The organism is Deltaproteobacteria bacterium, from assembly GCA_020845895.1.
Lineage (GTDB): Bacteria > Lernaellota > Lernaellaia > JACKCT01 > JACKCT01 > JADLEX01.
The window spans coordinates 16,270-38,748 of sequence record JADLEX010000017.1 but is presented as its reverse complement, the minus strand read 5'-3'; the positions used below and the strand labels follow the sequence as shown (position 1 = coordinate 38,748).

17 protein-coding genes are annotated in these 22,479 nt (G+C 63.8%); all 17 read right to left on the bottom strand.

Features of this window, described 5'->3' with window-relative positions; all coding sequences use genetic code 11:
• Positions 1–1,521: a glycosyltransferase family 39 protein gene (locus IT350_01990; GenBank protein ID MCC6156794.1), complete on the bottom strand. Its 1,521-nt coding sequence runs from the start codon at positions 1,519–1,521 to the stop codon at positions 1–3.
• Positions 1,518–3,305 carry an ABC transporter ATP-binding protein gene (locus IT350_01985; GenBank protein MCC6156793.1) on the bottom strand — a complete coding sequence of 596 codons (1,788 nt, stop codon included), beginning with the start codon at positions 3,303–3,305 and terminating at the stop codon, positions 1,518–1,520. Before IT350_01985 ends, IT350_01990 begins: the two co-directional genes overlap by 4 nt.
• A complete protein-coding gene (gene lpxB, locus IT350_01980; GenBank protein MCC6156792.1) occupies positions 3,274–5,127 on the bottom strand; it encodes a lipid-A-disaccharide synthase in 1,854 nt (617 codons plus the stop codon). Before lpxB ends, IT350_01985 begins: the two co-directional genes overlap by 32 nt.
• 7 nt (positions 5,128–5,134) lie before the next feature.
• Positions 5,135–6,781, bottom strand: coding sequence for a hypothetical protein (locus IT350_01975; protein ID MCC6156791.1), 1,647 nt, complete (start codon positions 6,779–6,781; stop codon positions 5,135–5,137).
• Positions 6,762–7,601 carry a UDP-2,3-diacylglucosamine diphosphatase LpxI gene (gene lpxI / locus IT350_01970; protein ID MCC6156790.1) on the bottom strand — a complete coding sequence of 280 codons (840 nt, stop codon included), beginning with the start codon at positions 7,599–7,601 and terminating at the stop codon, positions 6,762–6,764. Before lpxI ends, IT350_01975 begins: the two co-directional genes overlap by 20 nt.
• A gap of 25 nt (positions 7,602–7,626) precedes the next feature.
• Positions 7,627–8,592 carry a Gfo/Idh/MocA family oxidoreductase gene (locus IT350_01965; GenBank protein ID MCC6156789.1) on the bottom strand — a complete coding sequence of 322 codons (966 nt, stop codon included), beginning with the start codon at positions 8,590–8,592 and terminating at the stop codon, positions 7,627–7,629.
• A 39-nt stretch (positions 8,593–8,631) separates the two neighbouring features.
• Positions 8,632–9,411 (bottom strand): acyl-ACP--UDP-N-acetylglucosamine O-acyltransferase, encoded by a 780-nt coding sequence (lpxA, locus tag IT350_01960; protein ID MCC6156788.1) that lies wholly within the window; start codon positions 9,409–9,411, stop codon positions 8,632–8,634.
• Positions 9,408–10,496, bottom strand: a complete 1,089-nt coding sequence (lpxD, locus tag IT350_01955) for a UDP-3-O-(3-hydroxymyristoyl)glucosamine N-acyltransferase (protein ID MCC6156787.1) — start codon at positions 10,494–10,496, stop codon at positions 9,408–9,410. Before lpxD ends, lpxA begins: the two co-directional genes overlap by 4 nt.
• A gap of 33 nt (positions 10,497–10,529) precedes the next feature.
• Positions 10,530–11,069: an OmpH family outer membrane protein gene (locus IT350_01950; protein ID MCC6156786.1), complete on the bottom strand. Its 540-nt coding sequence runs from the start codon at positions 11,067–11,069 to the stop codon at positions 10,530–10,532.
• Positions 11,070–11,092: 23 nt separating this feature from the next.
• Entirely contained in the window at positions 11,093–13,393 is a 2,301-nt protein-coding gene (gene bamA, locus IT350_01945) for an outer membrane protein assembly factor BamA (GenBank protein ID MCC6156785.1), read from the bottom strand.
• A complete protein-coding gene (locus tag IT350_01940) occupies positions 13,390–14,088 on the bottom strand; it encodes an ABC transporter ATP-binding protein (protein MCC6156784.1) in 699 nt (232 codons plus the stop codon). Before IT350_01940 ends, bamA begins: the two co-directional genes overlap by 4 nt.
• The gene (locus IT350_01935) at positions 14,081–15,325 is read right to left on the bottom strand and encodes a lipoprotein-releasing ABC transporter permease subunit (protein ID MCC6156783.1); all 1,245 of its coding nucleotides are present in this window, start codon (positions 15,323–15,325) and stop codon (positions 14,081–14,083) included. Before IT350_01935 ends, IT350_01940 begins: the two co-directional genes overlap by 8 nt.
• A gap of 17 nt (positions 15,326–15,342) precedes the next feature.
• Positions 15,343–16,842 (bottom strand): lysine--tRNA ligase, encoded by a 1,500-nt coding sequence (lysS, locus tag IT350_01930; protein ID MCC6156782.1) that lies wholly within the window; start codon positions 16,840–16,842, stop codon positions 15,343–15,345.
• Positions 16,843–17,044: 202 nt separating this feature from the next.
• Positions 17,045–17,905: a glycosyltransferase family 2 protein gene (locus IT350_01925; GenBank protein MCC6156781.1), complete on the bottom strand. Its 861-nt coding sequence runs from the start codon at positions 17,903–17,905 to the stop codon at positions 17,045–17,047.
• 206 nt (positions 17,906–18,111) lie between these two features.
• Entirely contained in the window at positions 18,112–19,815 is a 1,704-nt protein-coding gene (gene recJ / locus IT350_01920; protein ID MCC6156780.1) for a single-stranded-DNA-specific exonuclease RecJ, read from the bottom strand.
• An 8-nt stretch (positions 19,816–19,823) separates the two neighbouring features.
• Positions 19,824–20,792 (bottom strand): protein translocase subunit SecF, encoded by a 969-nt coding sequence (gene secF / locus IT350_01915; protein MCC6156779.1) that lies wholly within the window; start codon positions 20,790–20,792, stop codon positions 19,824–19,826.
• A 12-nt stretch (positions 20,793–20,804) separates the two neighbouring features.
• Positions 20,805–22,397: a protein translocase subunit SecD gene (gene secD, locus IT350_01910; GenBank protein ID MCC6156778.1), complete on the bottom strand. Its 1,593-nt coding sequence runs from the start codon at positions 22,395–22,397 to the stop codon at positions 20,805–20,807.
• Positions 22,398–22,479: the final 82 nt, after the last annotated feature.

Here is a 22,479-nt window from a genome sequence, read left to right as displayed (position 1 = left end):
TTATCCCTTCCCCTCGTCGATGCGACGACGCAGCCGCTCCACGGCGTCCGCGAAGGGCCGCGCGAAATATCCGCGCAATGGACCCTCGACGTCAAACGAACGAAGTCGCCAGAGGTTGAGCTTGCGATCGGCAGAGCCCATCACTTGCGCGGGCAAATCCTCGGCGCCGTCGAAGTGGAGGAAGAGTTTCGCCGCGCGGCCCTGATAGTCCACGTAGATGACGTCGCGCCCGATGAGCTCGTCGAAACTCTGCCAGATGTCGAACTGCGTGCCGCGACTCGCGTAGGAGGCGCAATAGACGTCGATGTCCGCGGGCAGGTAGAAACGCAGCTCCGAGGCGACCTGATAACGCCGTGCGAGAACAGCGGTGCGTGCCGCACCGGAGCGCGCATCCGCCTCGACGCGCGTCGCAAGGTCCTTCCATCCGCGCGACTGCGCCGTGATGTCAGCGCTCGGCGGAATCGGCAGAAACGGCGTGAGGGCGTGAACGTGGATGAGAATGGTCGTGACCGCGGCGAGGGCGACCGCCGCGACAGCCCATTTTCTCGGGCGCGCGCGCTCCCACAGATCGATCATCGCGTCGGCCGCCAGCAGCGCGCCGGGCAGGTACGCGAGCGCGGCCCAGTTGCCCTGCACCTTCGCGCGAAGGGACTGCAAGACGAAATACCCGAAGAGCGTCGCCGCGAAGCCCGCAAGAAAACGCCGCCCCGGGTCGTTTCCGCGCAGCGCGAGCCAGATGGCGTAGGCGGTCCATCCGAACACGATCGGCGTGACAAGGGCGACCTGCGACGCGAGAAAATCCCCGAGCGACGCGACACGATCGGCGAGCGTGAACGCGGCGTTGGTCGACAGCTTGGTCACCGCGAGGTACGCGACCCAGTCGTGTTGCGCGTTCCACGCGAGCGCCGGGACGAAGAGAATCGCAACCCCCAGAGCGGCGAGATACGCATGCGGGCGACGCAGCACGTGGGCGGTGCGACCGCACGCGATCGCCGCGATCAGCACGGCCGGAGCGAGGATGACCGCCGAAAATTTCGCGTAGAGCGCAATCGTCGCGCAGACCGCAGCGACGTACCACCACCGGGGCTCGTCGTGCAGGACGGCTCGCGCGAAACACGCCATCACCGCCGCCGATGCCGCGGCGAGCATCGTATCGTGCATGATCAACACCGCACCGATCGAGGTCAGCGGCAACGCCTGCAGCAGGAGGACGCCGAGCATCGCGCGTTTTGCATCGCCGAGCGTGACGCGGCCGAGGTCATAAACGAAGACCGACGTGACGACCGACAGCACCACCGCGCCGATGCGCAGCGATGTCGCCCCGCGCCCCAGCAACTCCATGACGAGCGCGTTCCACCACGCGATGCCGCCCGGTTGGTCCCAGTACCCGGCCGCGAGCCGGTCGGCCCAGATCGCGTAGTACGCCTCGTCGGGAATCAGATCGGTACGTCCGATGAGCGCGAGGCGAACGATGGTGAGCGCGCCGAGGGTGAGCGCGAGTGTGCGCCCCGGCCGCGTCATTCGCCGTTTCCGGATCGATCTTCGAATTGCAGGTGATAAAGGCGCGCGTATTCGCCGCCCGCCGTGAGCAGATCCTGATGTCGGCCGTCCTCGACGATGCGTCCGCTGGATAGAACGAGGATCCGGTCGGCGCGCTGGATGGTCGAAAGCCGGTGCGCGATGACGAAGGAGGTGCGCCCCACGAGCAGACGCTCGAGCGCCGCCTGCACCTCGCGTTCGCTTTCGGTGTCGAGCGAGCTGGTCGCCTCGTCGAGAATCAGGACGGGTGCGTTTTTGTAGATCGCGCGGGCGATGGCGAGACGCTGCCGCTGGCCGCCCGAGAGCTTGACGCCGAGTTCGCCGATCGGCGAGTCATACCCCTGCGGCGCCTGCGTGATGAAATCGTGCGCAAACGCGGCTTTCGCCGCGTCAATCACGCGGTCCATGTCGAGGTCCTCATGCCCGTAAGCGATATTCGCTTTCACCGAATCGGCGAACAGGAACGTCTCCTGCGTGACCATGCCGATCTGCTTTCGCAGCGATACCAGCGTCACGTCCGCGATGTCGCGCCCGTCGATCACGATCCGCCCGCCCGTCGGCTCCCAGAATCGCGGCAGCAGGTTGACGAAGGTGGTCTTGCCCGATCCCGACGAACCGACGAGCGCGATCATCTGGCCGACCGGCACGTCGAGGTCGATGCCGCACAGGACGTCGGGGCCTTCCTCACGATATCGGAACCGCACGCCCTCGAAGCGCACACCTTCGCGCACGTCGTCGATCTCCACGGCTCCGGGGCGGTCGACGATGGTGGGCGTGCGGTCGATGACCTCGAAGACGCGCGCGGCGGCGGCCAGGGCCGCCTGGAAGTTCAGGTACATCTTGTTGATTTTTTTCAGCGGCTCGTAAGCGAGGCCGAGGGAAGCGAGAAACGACATCAACTCGCCGACGGACATCGACCCGTGAATGACGAGGTATCCGCCCACGAACAACACCCCCGCCGCGCCGAACGCGCCGAGCGCCTCGATGGTCGGGTTCGACGCCTCGTCGAAGATCATCGTCTTCATGTTCGCGGTCAGCACGCGCTCGTTCTCGCGCTCGAAGCGCCGGATCTCGTACTCCTCCATGCCGAACGCCTTGATGACCCGCACGCCGCTGAAATTTTCCTTGAGGATCGAGTTCATCTCGCCCATGCGTTCCTGCCCGCGGCGCACCCACTTGCGCGTGCGCTTGCCGAACGCGGCGATCGGCCAGACGACGAGCGGAAACAGGACGAAAACGACAAGCGCGCCCTGCCAGAACATGTAAAACGCGACAAAGACAAGCGAGATGATCGAGAGCGGTTCGCGAAAGAGCGAAACGAGGTGCGCCACCGCCCGCTGGATCATGTTCACGTCGTTCGTGATACGGCTCATCATCACGCCGACGTTGGTGTCGCTGTAGTAGGCCACGTCGAGGTACTGGAAGTGCCGGTAGAGCTGGGAGCGAACGTCGCGCACCACGCGCTCGCCCGACGCGCGAATCAGATAGTTCTGCAAAAACCGGAACAGGCTCTTGGCGATGTACAGGATCATGACGACCCAGCACATCACGACGAGGATGCTGTAGTCCTTGTCCGTGAAAACCCGGTCCATGACCGGTTGGATCAGATAGGCCGTCGCTCCGTTGACGCCGGAGACGAACAGCGCGCACGCCATGGAGCCGGCGACATGGTAGCGGAACGGCCAGAAGTACCGCGAGAGCCGCCGAAAGTCGTCGACCTCCTCGCGGTTTTTTTCATAATACCGATTCCACAGGTTCCGCAGCATTGCCCTCGGCCAAAACGGACAGAATGTCGTCCGCGATCGCTCCGCTCACGTCGCCGCCGGTCAGCTTCGCGCGGACCTCGGCGCAGGCGGCGCGGAGTCTTTCATAGTCGTTCGGCGACCGCAAGATCCCGAGCGCCCTTTCGGCGAGTCGATCCGCCGTCGCATCCTGCTGGATGAGCTCGGGGAAAGTTGGTGAATCTCCGCCCAAAATGATGTTCGGCAGACCGATCCGGTCGATCTTCACCAGTCTCCTCGCCAGCAGCATGTTGAGCGGATGGCCGCGATAGACGACGACGTGCGCGAGTCCCGCGAGCGCCGCTTCCAGCGTCGCGGTGCCCGAGCAGATGAGGCCGAAATCGGCGATCGAAAACAGGTCGAAGTTGTCGCCTCGCGTGAGGATGATGGGCAGGCCGATGCGATCGGCCTCGGCGCGAAAGTCCGCTTCGTCGGCCTTGGGCGCGAGCGGAACGGCAACCTGCCATCCCGCCAGCGTGTCGCTGACGCGTTTCGCCGCGCCGAACATCTCCGCGAGCAGATACTTGAACTCGTTTCGGCGCGATCCCGGTGCGACGACCAGCGTTCGCTTCGTGGGGTCGAGACCGAAATGCGTCATGGCCGCGTCGCGCGATTCGAATCGCCGCGCGAGCTCCTCCAGAATCGGATGGCCGTGATACGAAACCGGCGTTCCGACCTCTTCGTAGAACGGTTTTTCGAACGGAAACGCGACGATCATGCGGCTGATGCGCCCGGCGATCTTCGGAATGCGCCCGCGACGCCACGCCCAGAACTGCGGGCTGATGACGAACACGACGGGCACGCCGAGCGCGCGGGCCTGCGTCGCGAGCATGAGGTTGAAATCGGGAAGGTCGATGCACACGAGCACGTCGGGCCGACGCGCGCGCATCGCGCTCATGAGACGTGTATAGATGCGCACGATCGTGACGATCGACGTCGCGACCGCCGTGAAACCCACGATGGAAAGTTCGTGGGCGTCGGCAACGGCGCGAAATCCCGCCGCACGCAGTCGCTCGCCGCCCACGCCCCACGCCTCGACGGAGCGCACACGCTCGCGTAGCCGTTCGAGAATCCGCGCGCCGTACACGTCGGCGCTCGCCTCGCCCACGACCATCATCACATTCAAGTCTTCGGGTCCGTCGCGCCTTGGCCATGGCCTCGGCACGGATGCCAGACCGTGAAACATCTCGAACGTGCGCAGAAACGCAACCGACGACACGACCCCGACGACTGCCCCCGCGAGCACGTCGAGCGGGTAGTGCACGCCGCACACCATGCGCGACGCGCCGACGAACGCGCCGAACATGAGCCACAACCAGCGGGCACGCCGCCGACCGGCGTAAATCATCCCCGCCGCGAATGCGAACGCCGCCGTCGTGTGACCGGAGCCGAACGACTCCCGTCGCAGCGGCGGACCGATGACCTTGAGGCGTCGGACGTCGTGCGTTTGCGCCAAAAACTCGTGATCGCGGATCGGCAAGCCGAATGTCTCCGGCAATCGCGGAACACCGATGGAATCGGGCGCGAACGCGGCGTCGGCGAGCGGGCGCGGGCGGTCGACCGCGTCCTTGATCGCGCCGTTCACGAGGCCCGCGAGCGCCATGCCGAGGCCGATGAGCGCGAAGTTTTTCGGAAAGCGCCGCCGATCGAACGTCCGCGTAAGAATGAACAGGATCAGTGTGAGCACGAGGCCGTCGCCCAGCCACGTGCCCCAACCGAAGACGGCGTTCCAGACGGGGTGGTCGATGCCGTTGATGGCGAGGAAGAGGTCGCGATCGAACTGAAGCACGCTCTCCCACGCCGTCATGCGTTGGTCACCAGACGAGCCGCCACTCGAAGCGGAACGTCGCCGCGTCGTGGGCGTCGGGTCGGAAGTAGTCTCCCAGCATGAACAGGTGGCCGCCGTAGAACGCGCCGACCATGTTGTTCGAGAAGTAATAGTCCACGCGCATGTCCACCTCGACGCCGATCATGGCGTCATCGGTGATCGGGTTGGGCTCCGACGCCTGGATGTAGCCGACGCCGACGAAGTAGTGGTGGTTCGTCTGGGCGCGCGTGTCCCACATCAGGTGGGCGAAGGTCGTGTTCTCGATACCGCCCGAGCCGAGATTCTGAAAGAGCGCCCCCGGCACCCCCGCGCCCGGCGAGAGGTATTCGTAAACGTGAAAGTACCCCTTCTCGATGTTCTCGTTCTCCGTCTCGTCGCGGATGCCGAAGTCGTTGTTCGGCGCGAAGAATCCCTCGTACTGCTGCGTCGCGGGGTCGTCTCCCGAGCCGTATCCCGCCGCGAGCGATAGAATGTTTTTTCGCGGGAAGCGGTAATCGAGTTTGCCGAACCCGGCGAAACCGCGGAACTCGGTGGGCACCGCGCCCGGCGTCTTCGCGTTCGCCTTGATCTCGCCCCACTGGTGGTCGTATTCGAGATTCACCCGCCACGCACCGCCCGCGTCGTACACGTAATTCGCGCCGACCGTGCTCAGGTCCGAACCCTGTTCCGCGTTGTTGTCGGGGTGTTGGAAGTTCGGCAATTTGAAGAGCGGGCTGTTCGGGTTGATCTGCCCGTCCACCACGGACAGCTCGAACAGGACCTGTTCCCCGAACAGAGAAAGCTTGTGCGCCTTCGAGGGCATGACGTTCGCCCAGACGACAAAGCCGTCCTCGTCGTCGTTGTTCTTCATCTCCATCTCGACGTTTTCGCCTTCGTACGAGCGGAAACCTCCGGCGCCGATCTCGAAATATCGGTGAGGATACCAGATGCTTGCGCCGTCCTGTTCGTTGCCCTGAATCATGCGGTTGCCGAGGACCCACGGCATCCGCCCGAACTGCATCGTCAGCGGGATCGGGTCCATCTCCCAACGCACCCAAAATTCGCGGATGAACAGGCGCGCGTCGTCGAATTTGCCGTTGCCGTCGCCGCCGAAGGCCGGGGACTGCGTACCCCACGCCCAGTCGCCGAGCTGGAGTTTGAAGCCCAGGTCGGCCGTGTCGCCGAAGTTGATAAGCCCCCACGTCAGCAGACGCGAATCCCACCAGCCGTAATCGTTCTTGAACGTCGTCTTGGGATCGTACGCGTAGACCACCTCGCCCGCCGGGTTGGTGTAGGCGTTCTGCGTGTTCGCATCGACGATCGCGCGGGTACGCATCTCGCCGTGCCACGTCACCGCCCAACCGCGCTCGTTGCGCACGTAGTCGCGGTTGTCGTCCCAATCGAGGGCTCGGATACGCTGCTCGGTCCAGTATTCCTTTTCCTCCATCGCGCGCAGCTTGTTTTCCAGTTCCTCGACCCGCTTCTTCAACGCTTCATCGTCCTCACCGTCTTTCTTTTCCTCCTTATCCGACTCCTCCGATCCGTCCGATTCCGCCGCATTCCCCGTCGATTCTTCGTCGGCCCAAGCGCCCGCGGCGATCAATACCGAGAATCCCACCGCGAATATCCAAGCACTACGCAATACGATTGGCATCGCCCCCTCCCATGAAATCGGGCGCGCGCACGCCGACCACGCATAGGCCCAAGCCGCGCGCGTCCGCAAAAAAACGATCCCGATGCATCACGAGCGTCCGGCCGGCCTCCACCGCGAGGACCCGCGCCCCGGCGGCGCGCATGGCGCGCAGCGTCGCGGGGCCGACCGCCGGCACGTCGAACCGAAAATCCTGATCGGGCCGCGCCACCTTCACGATCACCGCACCCGGCCCGGCGAGTCGCCCCGCGCGGCGAATGGTCGCGTCGGTGTGCTCGAACGCCTCGACCGCGATCACCGCCCCCGCGCGCAGCACCACGGTTTGGCCGATGTCGAAACCGGCTACGGCGCGCGCGAGGCGCAGTCCCTTCTCCACGTCGGCGAATTCCTCGGCGGTCGGCTCGCCGACGAGGTTTCCCTCCCCCACCAGCAGATCGCCCAGCCACTCGGTCTGCGCGCAGACGCGGAATCCGCGTTGTTCGATCTCGTCGATCACCACGCGCGCGATCTGCATGTCGGCGCGACCCGCGAGGCGCGACAACATCGCGAGCGCCACCTCGTCGAAGTCGAGATCGGCGAAGTTCAGCGACTTGTCGACCTTGCCGATGACGAGGATTTCGGAGACGTGTTCGCGGCGAAAGAATGCGATCGTGTCGCCGGCCCGGCCCAGCGAGTGGGTTTCGACGGCGTCGGCAATGCCCCGCGGCACAGAGGCGCGCGCCTCGCGGATGAGCGAAACGGCTACGCGCCGCCCCGCCGCCTTGGCGTTGCGGATTGCGTGCGCGGGGAAAGCCCCGCGTCCCGCGATCACCCCGAGCGTCATGTCCACGCCTCTGTCGTTCGCGCCGTCAGATCGCCTTCAACCGGCGCAGTTCTTCGAGCACCCTCGTCGCGGCGATCAGGCTGGAGAGCTCTCCGTCGATCGTCGTCATGCGTTCGCGAAGCCCCAACGCGCATTCCAAAAAGTGCAGGAGTTCGAGCTTCAGGGGATTCTGCTTGTGCACGAAAATCCTCTCGATAAAGCTTTCCTGCCGGTACTTGAGCTCGCTCGACGTCAAACGGTAGCTGCTCGACGCCTGCCGGTGGATGTCGATCTCCTGGTCGGTATAGTCGAGCAGCACGTACGCGCCCTTTTGCGTGATCGCGAGCGTACGGCTCTTGTGCTCGGTGACGCGGCTCGCCAGAAAGTGCGCGACGCAACCGCCTTCGAATCGAATCTGGACGGTGACGAGGTCCTCGTGGTCGGACACGATGCATCGCCCCAGCACCTGCATGTCGGAGATGGGCTTGCCCACGAGGTTGATGACGATATCGAGATCGTGGATGAGCAGGTCGAGCACCACCCCGGCGTCGGTGATGCGCCCGTTGAACGGGCCGATGCGGCGGCTCTCGATCAGATACGGTTCATCGACGATATTGCGCAACTCCAGCACGGCGGCGTTGAAGCGCTCGACGTGGCCGATATGGAGCTGCTTTCCTTTCTCCGCGGCGATGCGGAACAGATCGCGCGCTTCGTCCAGCGACGACGCGATCGGTTTCTCGACGAGCACGTGAATGCCCGCTTCGAGAAATTCCTTCACGACCGGGTAATGCAGGTGCGTCGGCACGGCGACCGAAACGGCGTCCACCTTGCCGAACAGCTCTCGGTAGTCCTCGTGAACCTCGATGCCGAACTGGCCCGCCAGTTCACGGATCGGTTCGGGATGCGCGTCGCAAACGCTGACGATTTGAACGTTTGGGATCTCGGAATATGCCCCCACGTGATAGCGGCCCATGTGGCCGACACCGACCACGCCGACCCGCACCGGGGGGATCTTGCGTCCTGACAGCATGTGGTCCTCGTATCGCCCCGACTACACGGCGATGCCGCGGGGGCTTTCCTCGACAAAACGAATGATATGTTCAATCTCCGGCGTGGCGGGCAGTTCATCCCGCAATGCGCGAATTGCGTCGGGCACGGCCAGAGAGCGACGGAACAGGATCTTAAACGCCTCGCGCAGGGTCGTGCGACGCTCCTCGGGAATGCCGTTACGGCGAAGTCCAACGAGATTCACGCCGACCGGCCCGGCGGGCACGCCCAGGTAGGTCATATACGGCACGGCGTCCTTGTTGAGCTTCGAGTCGCCGCCGATCATGCACATCGTCCCGACGCGCACGAACTGGTGCAGACCGACGTAGCCCGCCAGGATCGCGCGATCCTCGATGACGCAGTGCCCCGCCGCCGCCGCGTAATTGGTGAACACGACATGGTCGCCGACGAGCGCGTCGTGCCCGACGTGGGAATAAGCCATGAAATAATTTCCGTTGCCGACGCGCGTGGATTCGCCGTCGCGATACGCGCGGTGCAACGTGACGAACTCGCCGATGACGTTGTCGTCGCCGATTTCGAGAAAGGTGCGCTCGCCGCGATACGCCGCGTGCTGCGGATCACCGCCCAGCACCGCATACTCCTTGAGCGTGTTCCGGCAGCCCAGGCGCGTCCAGCGCTTGACCACCGCGCCGGACCCGATCCGGCAGCCGTCGCCGATCGCGGTCTCGTCCTCGATCACCGCACCCGGGCCGACGACCACGCTTTCGCCGAGAACGGCGGCGGGATCGACCGTCGCGGTGGGGTGAATCTGGGGTGATGTCATGAGCGGCCTTTGCGGCCCGGGCTCGGTTCGTCCGAACCTTCCGGCGCGCCACCTTTTATCCCGCGCGTGCCTGTACGATCAAGTGCGTCCAGTCGGCGTGAAAGGTCGCGGACGGAATCCTGCAAATCCTTGAAATGCTTGAGGTTTGCGATCCCGCGTTTCCATTCGAGGTGCGGCACGGCGGGGATCCCCGCCACGCGCGCGCCATCGGGCAGGTCGCGCACCACACCCGCCCCCGCCCCGACGATGACCCCGGACCCGATCGTGATGTTATCCGCCACGCCCGCGCGGGCGGCGAGAATCGAATAATCGCCGACGTTCACGGAGCCCGCGAGCCCGACTTGCGACACGAGAATGCAGTGTTTCCCGATACGGCAATTGTGGCCGACCTGAACCTGGTTGTCGATCTTCGTGCCCTCGCCGATGACCGTTCGCCCGACGGTTGCCCGGTCCACGCACGAACCTGCGCCGACGTCCACGTCGTCGCCGAGGACCACGATCCCCAGTTGCGGGATCTTCTCGTGACGTCCGTCGTTCATCGCGTAGCCGAATCCGTCCGCGCCGATGACCGCGTTCGGCCAGAGCGTGCAGTTGCGGCCGACGCGGCAACGCTCGCCCACGTAAACTCCGGGGTACAGCCGTGAACCATCGCCGATCGTGGCCTCGTGCATCACAACCGCGCCCGGCATGACCACCGCGCCCGCGCCGATGTGCGCTCCGGTGCCGATAAACGCGCCGGGCATGATCGTCGCGGTGGGGTCCACGGTGGCCGACGGGTCCACCGAGGCGCCCGGCGCGACGCCCGGGTCAAAGGTTGGCTGCGGCGCGAAGTGCGCGGCCAGACGCAGAGCGGCGGACTTGGGATCGGCGACGACGATGTGGGGTCTTCCGAAATCATGAGCGTCGAACGGAAGGAACGCGGCCCCCGCCCTCCCCGTGCGCAGGAGTTCGATCCACGCGGGCGCAATGGCGTACGCGATCTCGTCGGGACCGGCGTCCAAAACGGACGCCACACCGACGATCTCGACATCGACCGGCCCGACGAGCCGGCCGCCGACGAGCTGCGCGATGTCCGCGAGTCTCATCGTTCCGCGCGTTTCATGGAACCGCCCGATGCGTTATTTCGCGGCCGGCTGCTCGTTCAGCGCCTTCACCACGGCGTCGGTCACATCGACGCTCGGGTCGCCGTAGATCACGATCGGCAGCGAGAACATGGGGTCCTCGATCTTGACGATGACCATCTTGAAGCCCTTGGCTTTGCCGACCTGCGACGCGACGGCTTCCAGATCGCCCTTGAACTGGCGGACGAGTTTGACCCGGTAGCCCTCGAGCTTCTGGTTGCCTTCCATGGCCTTCTTCTGGTACTCGCCCATCGCCTTCTGGAATTCGCCGAACTTCGTCTTTTTGGCGTCCTCGGAGAGCACGTCCTTTTGCGTCTCGAGTTCCTCCTGCATCTTCTGCAGGTTCATCTCGATCTGCCGGATTTCGAGTTCGAGCTCGTCCTTCATGGCGGACAGCTTTTTCTGCATGTCCTTGCCCTTCTCGGTCAGCTCGAGCACCTTGTCGAGATTGACGAAGGCGACGTCCTCCGCCTGGGCGGATGCCGCGGCGATGAGCGCGAAGGCCATCGCAAAAAGTCCCACATACGCGCGTTTCATATCCTCTCCCATCAACCGTTTCGTTAGAAGAACGTCCCGATGCCGAATTCGAAGTTCTGCGTCCGCTCGTCGTCGCGCGGGTGCAGCGGATAGCCCCACTCGAAGCGCAACGGCCCGATCGGGCTGATCCAGCGCACACCGAAGCCCCAGCTCTGGCGGAAGCCGTCGAGGGCGAACCACTCTTCTTCCGCGAGGGCGTTGCCGGCGTCGTAGAACAGGACGCCCTTGATATTGAGTTCCTTCACGATCGGAATCAACAGCTCGATGTTTCCCTGAAGGTACTTGTTGCCGCCGATGACCGTGGAGACCTCGGTCAGCGTCGAGGCCGGGTCACCCGGGTCGGTGGCGATGATGGACGAATCCTCGGGCCCAAGGCTGCGCAGCGGGAAGCCGCGCACGGTGTTGAGTCCGCCGAGGAACCAGCGCTCGGTGATGTGCAGCCGTTCCTCGTTGAGATCGTAGCCGTAGCCGCCCTCGCCGTTGACCATGATCGAGATGCCCTTCCAGATCGGGAAGTAGCGCCGCGCCTGGCCGACGTATTTCATGAATTCGAGTTCGCCGCCGAAATATTCGCTCGCCCACTCCACCGACGCCGACACACGCGACCCGTCGGTGGGATCGAAGGGCGAATTCACCGTGTCGCGCGACAGCGTATAGGTGGTCGAGGTCGAGATCGTGCGGCCTTCCTGAAGCGTCAGGAACAGCGCCGCCTGATTTTCGACGTTCTTGATCTCCACCGACCGATAACCGTAAGAGACGTGCGCCTCGACGTCCCAATAGAGCGGATAGCCGAATCCCGCGCTGATTGCCTTGTCGAAACGATCGAACTGGAAGTAGTCCTGTTCCGAGTTGACGAGTCCGAGGGTGCCGATCCACCGCGAGTCGAGCAGGTAGGGCTCGCGCAGTTTGAGCTGGAAGTTCTTGCGGAATTTGCCGACCTCGGCGTTGAGCGAAAGCTTGGTGCCGTATCCGAACAGGTTGTTGTGGCTGATCGTCGCCGTGCCGACGAAGCTTTCGAGCGACGAGAAACCGACGCCGACCATGAAGCTGCCCTGCATGCGCTCCTTCACGCGAATGAGGAGACTGACGGACTCGTCGGTGCTACCGCGCTCGGTGGAGATCGCGACCTCGTCGAAATAGCCGAGGCGCATCAGCCGCTCCTTGCTGCGGCGGATGCCCGGGCCCGAGTACAGGTCGCCTTCCTTGATCGACAATTCACGGCGCACGACCTTGTCGCGCGTCGAGGTGTTGCCCGTGATGACGATCTTTTCGAAGTACGCCAGCTTGCCCTTGTTCACCTTGAAGGTGATGTCGATGATCCGCGTCTGCGGATTCGTCGGCGTGTCGGCCGTGACCTCGGCGAACGCAAAGCCGATGTCGGTGTACTTCGCTCGAAGCGCGTTCGTGCTCTCCTCGAACTTGCCCCGGTGGAACAGATCGCCGGTTTTGAGGGTCACGAGCTTCATCAGCGACTCTTTTTCGAAGAGCAGATCGCCCTCGATGTCGAGCTTGCCGACGTAATACTGCGGGCCTTCCTCGACGGTGACCGCGACGAACATGTTGCGCCGGTCGGCTGAGAGCGACACCACGGGCTCGCTGATCTGCACCTCCAGAAAGCCGTGGTCCAGATACCAGCCGCGCAGCATGTTGACGTCGTTGAGCAGGATCTCGGGCTTGTAGATGCCGCCCTGCCCCATGAACGACCACAGGTCGCCCTCGCGCGTCATCATGTGCTTCCGGAGTTCCTCGTCGGTGAACGCCCGATTGCCCAGGAAGTTGATGCGCTTGATGTAGACCTTTTTGAACTCGTTGATCTCGATGACGACCTTGACCCGGTTGTTCGGCAGCTCTTCGAGGCGATAGGTGATGTCCACCATGAAGTAGCCGTCGTCCTCGTACATCTTGACGATCTTGTAGATGTTTTCCTTGATCTTCGCGTCGGACAGGATCGTGTTCGGCTTCAGATCGGTGTTTTCCTTGATTTTTTCCTCGCCGATGTGCTTGTTGCCGACGAAGACGTACTCCTGCACGGCGGGCTTTTCGGAGACGGTCACGGTGAGCGAGACCCCGCCCTCCACGTCCGTGCGGTCGATCGAGACGTCGTAGAAATAGCCCATCCCGTAGATTGCCTTGATGTCCTGATCGACGGATTGGAGCGAGAAGTCGTCGCCCACGCGGGATGTCATCTTCGAGATCACCGCGTCGGCCTCGATGCGACGCACGCCCTCGACGTCGATGCGCACCACGGTCTCGGCGAGCGCGACGGCGGGGATCGCGCAGACCAGCACGAAAACGAGCGCGGCGATGGCGCGGCGGGCGTTCACTTCAGATGCTCCGCCTTTCCGTCGTGCAGCCTGACGACGCTCGTCATGCGCCGGGCGAGTTCTTCGTTGTGCGTCACCACGACAAAGGTGATGCCGAGTTCCGTGTTCAGGCGGACGAATTCGTCGTGCATCACCGCCGCGGTGCGTTCGTCGAGGTTGCCCGTTGGCTCATCAGCCAGCACGAGCCTCGGCCGCATGACAAGCGCCCGCGCCACGGCCGCGCGCTGCTGCTCGCCGCCGGAAACTTCGCCGGGTTTGTGGTCCGCCCGATGATCGATGCCGAGCTGCGCGAGCGCCGCCAAGGCCGCATCGCGCCCCGCCCGCTCGGACATTCCGGCGATCACGCACGGCATCATTACGTTCTCCAGCACCGTGAATTCCTGAATGAGGTGGTGGAATTGGAACACGAACCCGATCTTCCGGTTCCGAAAAGCCGACAATTCGGCGTCAGACATTTGCCCGAAAACCGGCGCGCCGTCAAAAAGCAGTTCCCCCGCGCTGGGCCGCTCCAGCAGACCCATCACATAGAGCAACGTCGTCTTACCCACACCCGAAACGCCGACCACGGCCATCATGTCGCCGGATTCGACGCGCAGATCGACCCCGCGCAGCACCGCCACCGGCGTGGTCGTGTTGGAGAAGACCTTTTCCAGGCCCCGGCATTCCACCACCGGCGCCGCGAGCGCGTCATTCATAGCGCAGCACCTGCACCGGGTCCACCCGTGCCGCCGTGCGCGCGGGGATGATCGTCGCCGCGAGCGACATGACGAGCGCCGCCGCCGCCACGATGACGAAGTTCGCCATCTCCAGCTTCATCGGCAGCGTTTCGATCAGATAGACCTTCGGGTCGATCCGCACGAGATGGAACTTGATCTGCGCGAGGCACAGCCCCGTTCCCAACAGGAGCCCGAATACCGCCCCGATCGCGCCGATCACCATCCCCTGCACGAGAAACAGGCGAAGGATGGAGTTTTGCGTCGCGCCCATGGTGCGCATCACGGCGATCGCGCGCTTCTTGTCCATCACCGTCCAATAGAGCGTCGTAAAAATGTTCATCGACGCGACGAAGATGATGAGCGAGAGGATGACGAACATGACGAGTTTTTCGAGCTTGATCGCGGCGAAGAGGTTCTCGTTCATCCGCGTCCAGTCCTTGACCTTGAACGGCCAGCCCAGGTCCTCGTTCATCGCCATCGCGATCTCGGGCGCCTTCATCACGTCGTTCACGATCACCTCGACGCCGCTGATGCGGTCGCCGATGCCGAAAAACGCCTGCGCGTCGGTCTTGTTGATGAATACGAACTTCGAATCGAACTCGAACAGCCCGAGCGTGAAGATGCCGGTCACGACGAACTGTTTCATCTTTGGGACCATGCCCATCGGCGTCACTTCGCCCAGCGGAGTGACGAGCCCAATAACGTCGCCGGGAAACACCTGCAGGGTCGCCGCGAGTTCCGATCCGATGACGACCGCCGGAAGCGGCGCGGTTTCGCCGCCCGTCTGATCCTCGGTGGTCGGCGCGTGAAGCGTGTTCAGGTCGTCGAGCCGCCCGATGTCCATCGCCTCGCCGACCTTGGACACTCGCGAAAAACTCGCCGTGTCGACCCCGCGCACGATGACACCCGCGACGTTGTCCCGGCGCGTCATCATGACCTCGGAATAGACGAAGGGGCTCGCCGCAATTACGCCGGGAAACTTCTCGACGCGCGAAAGCAGATCCGGATAGTTCTCGATCTGTCCCGCAAACGAGAGCACGACCATGTGCGAATACGCCTCGAGGCTCTTCTGACGCATGTAGTCCTGGAAGCCGGTCATCACGCTGATGACGACGATCAGGACCGTGACCCCGAGGGCGACGCCGGAAACCGAAATCACCGTGACGATCGACCAGAGAATCTGCTTGCGCCGGGGACGCAGAAAGCGCATCCCCACGAATGTTTCGAATCGTTTCAACGCGGCCCCTGGTGCTCGGGGCGAAGTTGCGGGAAGAAAATCACGTCGCGGATCGACGCCTGGTTCATGAGCAGCATGACCAGCCGGTCGATCCCGATTCCGCAACCCGCGGCGGGCGGCATGCCGTACTCCAATGCGCGGATGTAGTCGGCGTCAAAAGGCTGCGCCTCGACGTCGCCTTCCGCCTTCGCTTTCATCTGCTCTTCAAAACGATCGCGCTGATCGTCCGGGTCGTTGAGTTCCGAGAAGGCGTTGGCGAGCTCGCGCCCGAACACGAACAGTTCCCAGCGGTCGACAAGGTCGGGATCGCTTTCGTTGCGCCTGGCGAGCGGCGAAACCTCCGTCGGATAGTGGTAGACGAAGGTCGGTTGAATGAGCGTCTTCTCGACGCGCTCCTCGAAAATCTCCGTCACGTAACGGCCCCAGCCCCACGACGGCTTCGACGCGAGGCCGAGCGACTCGGCGAAGACGCGCACGCGGTCCACGTTGCGAAGATCCGCCGCCGACAGCTCGGGGCAGTGCTCCAGCACGGCCTGCTCGACACTCACCCGTCGGAACGGGGCCGCGAGGCGGATCGTCGCGCCCTGGCACACGATCTCCGTCTTGCCGTGCAGCGTGACGCATACGTCGGCGAAGAGCGCCTCCACCACGTCCATCAGCTCCTGGAAGTCCGCGTAGGCCTGATAGAATTCCAGCATCGTGAATTCGGGATTGTGCTGGATGCTGATGCCCTCGTTGCGGAAATTCCGATTGATCTCGAACACGCGCTCGAATCCGCCCACCACCAGACGCTTGAGGTACAGCTCCGGCGCAATACGCAGGTAGAGATCCATGTCGAGCGCGTTGTGGTGCGTCACGAAGGGCCGCGCCGCGGCGCCGCCGGCCAGCGGGTGCATCATCGGCGTTTCGACTTCGAGGAACTCCCGCTCGACAAAAAACTCGCGGATGCGCCGGATGATCCGGCTGCGCGCGACAAAAACGTCCCGCACGTCGGGGTTCATGATGAGGTCGGTGTAGCGCTGCCGATAGCGCGTTTCGACGTCGGTCAGGCCGTGCCATTTTTCCGGCAGCGGACGCAGGCTCTTGGTCACGAGCCGCGCCGACTCGATCATGAGCGACAGTTCGTCGGTTTTCGTGCGCATCGGCTTGCCTGTCACACCGATAACGTCGCCGAGGTCGAACGACTTGACCGCCTTCATCAGGTCCGGGCCGATCACCTTCTTGTTCGCCACGAGCTGGATGCGGCCGGAGACGTCGCGCAGGTCGAGAAACGCCATGTTCCCGAAATCGCGCACCGCCATGACGCGCCCCGCCACGGTGTGCCGCGTCTCGACCGCTTCCAGATCCGCCGCCGTTCTTGCCCCGTAGAGATCGTGGAGGCTCCACGTCTTCGTGTCGGGCTTAAAGTCGTTGGGAAACGGATTTTCGCCGCGTTCGCGCATGGCGACCGCAGCCTGGCGGCGCTGTTCGATGATGCGGTTGGTGTCGAGCTCCATGACGGGTTCCCGGGAAAATGCAAATGGCCGATCCCACGGCGTTTTTGATCCGTGCGGCATCGGCCGAAAAAACGCAGCGCACTTTACTTTGGGGTCCCCACTCCGTCAATTGGTGCGCGGCGATGCGCACGTCTCGCAAACCCGCGAAATTTCTCGGGTCTCTCGCCGCACGGCGCATCGTGACCGCGCGGAAATTTCGCACTCAGCGGTGCGAACCGCGGATCTGCTCGCTCTTGGCGCGGGCGGTGCCGACGAACGCGCCGGCCGTGCGCGCGGCCATGTTCAAGATGCCGACGCCGCCGTCCATGATTCGACCGGAACGCAGATCGGAGACGGAAGTGCGTGCGAGGTGCGCACAACTGTCGGCGAAATACGGCGCCGGCGATTCGCCGTTTTTGCCGAGCGCGTAAGTTGCGAACATCGCATGCTTGTACGCCTGACGGGTGATGTCGACGATTCCGCCGCCCGGCAGGTGCTGCACCACCGCCATGGGCTCGTACACGAGGCGATGTCCCGCCTTGCGCACGCGCAGTGACATGTCCACGTCTTCGCCCGCGCGGCTGAAACTGCTGTCGAAGCCGCCGATCTCGAGCGCAACGCTCCGGCGAAACGCGAAGCAAAGGCCCATGATCATCCAGTCGTCCTGGATCAGCTTGACGCCGTGGTCCTGCGGCGTGTTGCGCGCGCGCCACTTCTGGAAGCGATTGCTGTGGCAGACCTCGAGCCCGCGCCCGCCGACCCCGGCCACCGCCTTGTCGCGGAAATGACGCATCAGATGCTTCAGACAGTTGCGGTCGGGCACCGCGTCGGCGTCGAAAAACACCACCACGTCGCCGGTCGCGTTTTCCAGAATCGTGTTTCGTGCCTGCGCCAAGCCCAGATTGTGGACGTGGCTGATGACGCGCACGCCGCGCGCGAGGCCTTCCGCCCCGCTGCCGTCGCGTGAGCCGTCGTCCACGAGAATCACTTCGTCGGGCAAGCGCGTCTGCGCCAGCACAGCGTCCAGCACTCGTCCGACCGTCGCCGAATCGTTGTACGTGGGAATGCCGACCGTGACCTTCATGGTGTTCCCCCTCAAGGATCTTGCCGCCGGAATTCGGATGCGAGCATCCCTCTCGGGACCAAATCCGCCCGTAAAAAAGGGATGTTCAGATCAATGAAAGGATCATAACACAATCGCCACAAGTCGAGCGGTTTTTTTTCGTGACGATCAATACGATATTTCGCGAACATAACGCGACGCGTCAAGCGATGCCCCCGCGCGACGCGTCAGGCGATGTCTTTGATGGTGAGCTGAACCTCGCGCCGACCGTTCCAGGTGTTGAGCCCGATCTGATACGCGACGTCGATCGTATCCCCGATATCGGGAAAACGCTCCGCCATCCGCCAACCCATCGCGGTCACGACCTTCGCGCCTTCCGCGAGCCGGAGCCGCAGGTGCTGCTCCTTCATGAGGCGTTTATCGATCACGCGAACGCCGCGCGTCGCGAATACCGGCATCGGGTTGCCGATGCCGAATGGCGCCATCGACTCGATCCGGGTCGCGGTGCGTTCATCGAGGTCGGCGATGCGACACTCGGTCGCGATATCGAGTTCGGGCACGAGATCGTCGTCGCGCAGGTGTGCGCGGGCGTATTTTTCAAACGCCGACATGAAGTCGAAGAGCCGCGCGCGTTCGACCGTGAGACCCGCCGCCATCCGATGCCCGCCGAACTGGATGAGATGCGGTGCGCACGCGGCGAGCGCGGCGTGCAGGTCGAAGCCGCGCACGGACCGCCCGCTCCCCTTCCCCACGTCGCCGTCAAACGCGATCACGATGCAGGGGCGATAAAACTCCTCGAGAATCCGTCCGGCCACGATTCCGATCACACCCGCGTGCCAATTCTCGCCCGCGAGCACAAGAGTTCGCAGTTTATCGGCGTGGGGATTCGCGGTGACCTTCTGTCGCGCCTGCTCGTGGATGGCGTGTTCGACCTGCTGGCGGCGTGCGTTTTCGGCGTCGAGTTCCTTCGCGATCGCGTTCGCCACCTCGGGGTCGTTCGTCGTCAACAGGCGCACGACCTCGCCCGCGTGCGCCATGCGCCCGGCCGCGTTCAGGCGGGGCGCGAGACCGAAACTCACCGAGCCGTACTCCATCGCCTTGCCGGCGATGCCCGCCGCGGCCTTGAGCGCCTTGATGCCAAGCCGCGTCTCGTCGCCCAGCAGACGCAGACCGGTCGAGACGAGCGGACGGTTGATGCCGTTCACCGGCGCCATGTCCGCGATGGTGCCGAGCGCGACGAGGTCGAGCATCGGGCGCAGGTCGAGGTCGTCGCGACGCGCCATGCCGCGCCGGTCGAACTCCGCTCGCACGCCGGCCGCGAGAAAGAACGCGAGGCCGACGCCCGTGAGGTGATGGTCGCCGAATTCGCAGCCCGCTTGATGCGGATTGATGACGGCGTCCGCGGGCGGCAGCGCCTCGCCGATCTCGTGGTGGTCGGTGATGATCGTTTGCACGCCGAGTTCGCGCGCCCGCGCGCAGGCCTCGTGACCCGTGATGCCGGTGTCCACGGTGATGACGAGGCCGATGCTGCGCGCGGCGAGGTCCTCGACGAGATGCGCGTGGAAGCCGTACCCCGATTCGAACCGGTTGGGGATGAGATGTTCAATGGGAAATCCCGCGCGCGCGAAAAAGTCGACGAGCAGGCTCGTCGCCGTCGTGCCGTCGACGTCGTAATCGCCGTAAACGCAGATCCGGCGGCCGGATTGGAGCGCGTCCGCGATGAGCGAAGACGCCGCGCCGAGTCCGGCGAGCGCGTCGGGCGACGGCAGCGAAGAAAGCCGGGGCTGGAGGTAGTCGTCGATCGCGTCGGGATCGGTGTAACCGCGTTGCGCGAGCACGGTCGCGACGAGCGGCGGAAATCCGTCCTCGACGAGTTTTCGCACGAGGGCGTCCGACGGGGCCAGAAGCGTCTTCCAGCGCGGACGCGCCATGGCGAAGGTCAGCGTTTCTTCTGGGCTTTGCGCCGGGCGAGCGATTTCTTTTCGAGCCAGATGTAAACCGGCGAGGCCACGAACACCGACGAGTAAGTGCCGATGACGATGCCGATGAGCAGCAACTCGGCGAAGTCGCGGGTGATCTCGGACCCGACGAAGTACATGACGACGAGCACCGCGAGGGTCGTCATGCCGGTCAGGATCGTGCGCGAGAGCGTGTCGTTGAGCGACTCGTTGACAGCGTCCTCGACCGATTTGCCCCGATACGTGATGCCGCCCTCGCGGATGCGGTCGAAGATGACGACCGTGTCATTGACCGAATAACCCGCGATGGTGAGCAACACGGCAATGATCTGCAGGGACATCTCTTTGTCGAGCACGATGCAAACACCCGCGATGATGAGCACGTCATGCGCGAGCGAGGCCAGCGCGCCCGGGGCGTATCGGAAATTGAATCGCCATCCGACATACACCATGATGCCGAGGAGGGCGTAAACAATCGCGAAGATGCCTTTCTTGCGCAGATCCTTGCCGACGCGCGGACCGACGAGGTCGGTGGAGACCACCGCCACCTTGTCCGCGCCGAAATCCGCCTGGATCTTTTCGAAGAGCAGCTTGGCGACGTCGGGCAGATCGCCCTCCTGGTGGCCTTCCTGCGCCTGGGCGGTCTCGGCGGTTGCGAGTTGCTCGCCCTTCGCCTTGATCGAATAGACGTTCTTGCCCTCGACGAGGAACGAGATCACCTCGATCCCTTCGAGGTTCATCTTCGACACGGAGTCGCGCACCTGACCGATCGTCACATCGGCGGGAAACTCGACGCGCATCTCGACGCCGCCCGCGAAGTCGATGCTGTAGTTGAACCCCTTGAAGAGGATCAATGCCAGCGCCGCGACCGTCAGCAAAGCGGAAACCACCGCAACCGCGGGCATCCACTTGACGAAGTTGACATGCGTTCCGGGCTTGATGATTTCCATCGTTCGCCCTCCTCAAATGCTCAGGGACTTCAGACCGCGGCGGTTCTGAAGGATGTAATCATAAATGAGCCGCGTGCCGACGACGGCGGTGAACACCGACGAAGCCAGACCGATGAGCAGCGTCACCGCGAAACCCTTGATGGGACCGGTTCCGAATTGGTAGAGCACCACGCCCGCGACCGCGGTCGTGATGTTCGCGTCGAGAATCGCCCAAAGCGCTTTTTCGTAGCCCGCCTCAACCGACGCACGCGGCGTCTTGCCTGCGCGGATCTCCTCGCGAATGCGCTCGTTGATGATGACGTTCGCGTCCACCGCCATGCCGACCGTGAGCAAAATACCCGCGATGCCCGGCAGGGTGAGCGTCGCGCCGAAAAGCGCCAGAACGCCGAGCAGGAGCACCACGTTGGCCAGCAGCGCGATCACCGCGATGATGCCCGCTTTTCGGTAGTAGACCACGGTCATGAAGATGACGACGAGACCGCCGACGAGGAACGATCGGAGCCCCTTGCGGATCGAGTCTTCACCCAGCGTCGGGCCGACCGTGCGCTCTTCCTCGATTTCGACCGGCACCGGTAGCGAACCCGCGCGCAGAACGATCGCCAGGTCGCGCGCTTCCTCGTTGGTGAAATCACCCGTGATCTGCCCGCGACTGTAGATCTTGCTCTGAATCACCGGCGCGCTCACGACTTTGTTGTCGAGCACGATGGCGAGCTGCTTCTGGATGTTCGAACCGGTGATGTCGCCGAAGCGCTTGCCGGCCGCGGAGTTGAACTGGAAATCGACGGCCGGACGCGAATACTGATCGAGCGCGCGCCGTGCGTCGGTCAACTCGGCGCCCGTGATCTCGGCCACCTTCTTGAGCAGGTAGACCACGGCGCCAGCGCGCGAGTCGTCGGCCGAAGTGTAGATGTCGTAGCCGACCGGCACCGATCCGCCGATCTGGCTCATCAGTTGCTCGCGCGTGCGGGCCTGATACTCGGGCTTTTCGACGATCTTGAATTCGAGCACCGCCGTCTTGCCGATCAGCCCCTTCGCACGCGTGGGATCGACAACACCCGGCAGACGCACGACGATTTGGTCCGCTCCCTGCGTGTAGATCTGCGGTTCTTTCACCGCGAATTCGTCGATGCGGTTCTCGATGGTTTCCTTCGCCTGTAGCAGCGCGTTTTGCTTCAGCGCGTCGCGCTCCTGCTCGATCATCGTGAGACGCAGGCCGAGCGGCCCGTGGTTCTCGGCGGTGTAGATCGTCCAGTATTCCCGGATGAACGCCGCGGCCTGTTCCCGCGCCTGTTCCGACGCGAACTCGATGTCGATCCACGATTTGTCGGTGACCTGCGACGACACCGGGGCGGCGTTCTTCTCGACCAACGCCTCTTTAAGGCGATCGGCGCTATGGCCCAGCTCGTCCAGAATCGCCTTGTCGGTGCGCACCTTCAGGACGACGTGCATGCCGCCCTTGAGGTCAAGTCCCAGGTTGATGGAGTCCATCTTAAACGGGCCGAAACGCAGTTCTTCCCGCTTCAGGATGTTCGGCAACAGGAAAAACGCGCACAGGCCCAAAACGCCCAGCACCAGAATCGTGCGCGGCCAAAGGTTTTTCTTCATCGGTCCCAAACCCCGTTCAAAACCCGCGAATGGTCAGGAAAGCCTCGCAAAAGGCGGCGAACTCTAGCCGATCGATCCCGGG

Coding starts and splice junctions, on each gene's coding strand:
- IT350_01990 (MCC6156794.1), bottom strand. CDS start 1,521: ATGACGCGGCCGGGGCGCACACTCGCGCTCACCCTCGGCGCGCTCACC.
- IT350_01985 (MCC6156793.1), bottom strand. CDS start 3,305: ATGCTGCGGAACCTGTGGAATCGGTATTATGAAAAAAACCGCGAGGAG.
- lpxB (MCC6156792.1), bottom strand. CDS start 5,127: ATGACGGCGTGGGAGAGCGTGCTTCAGTTCGATCGCGACCTCTTCCTC.
- IT350_01975 (MCC6156791.1), bottom strand. CDS start 6,781: ATGCCAATCGTATTGCGTAGTGCTTGGATATTCGCGGTGGGATTCTCG.
- lpxI (MCC6156790.1), bottom strand. CDS start 7,601: ATGACGCTCGGGGTGATCGCGGGACGCGGGGCTTTCCCCGCGCACGCA.
- lpxA (MCC6156788.1), bottom strand. CDS start 9,411: ATGACATCACCCCAGATTCACCCCACCGCGACGGTCGATCCCGCCGCC.
- lpxD (MCC6156787.1), bottom strand. CDS start 10,496: ATGAGACTCGCGGACATCGCGCAGCTCGTCGGCGGCCGGCTCGTCGGG.
- IT350_01950 (MCC6156786.1), bottom strand. CDS start 11,069: ATGAAACGCGCGTATGTGGGACTTTTTGCGATGGCCTTCGCGCTCATC.
- IT350_01940 (MCC6156784.1), bottom strand. CDS start 14,088: ATGAATGACGCGCTCGCGGCGCCGGTGGTGGAATGCCGGGGCCTGGAA.
- lysS (MCC6156782.1), bottom strand. CDS start 16,842: ATGGAGCTCGACACCAACCGCATCATCGAACAGCGCCGCCAGGCTGCG.
- IT350_01925 (MCC6156781.1), bottom strand. CDS start 17,905: ATGAAGGTCACGGTCGGCATTCCCACGTACAACGATTCGGCGACGGTC.
- recJ (MCC6156780.1), bottom strand. CDS start 19,815: ATGGCGCGTCCGCGCTGGAAGACGCTTCTGGCCCCGTCGGACGCCCTC.
- secF (MCC6156779.1), bottom strand. CDS start 20,792: ATGGAAATCATCAAGCCCGGAACGCATGTCAACTTCGTCAAGTGGATG.
- secD (MCC6156778.1), bottom strand. CDS start 22,397: ATGAAGAAAAACCTTTGGCCGCGCACGATTCTGGTGCTGGGCGTTTTG.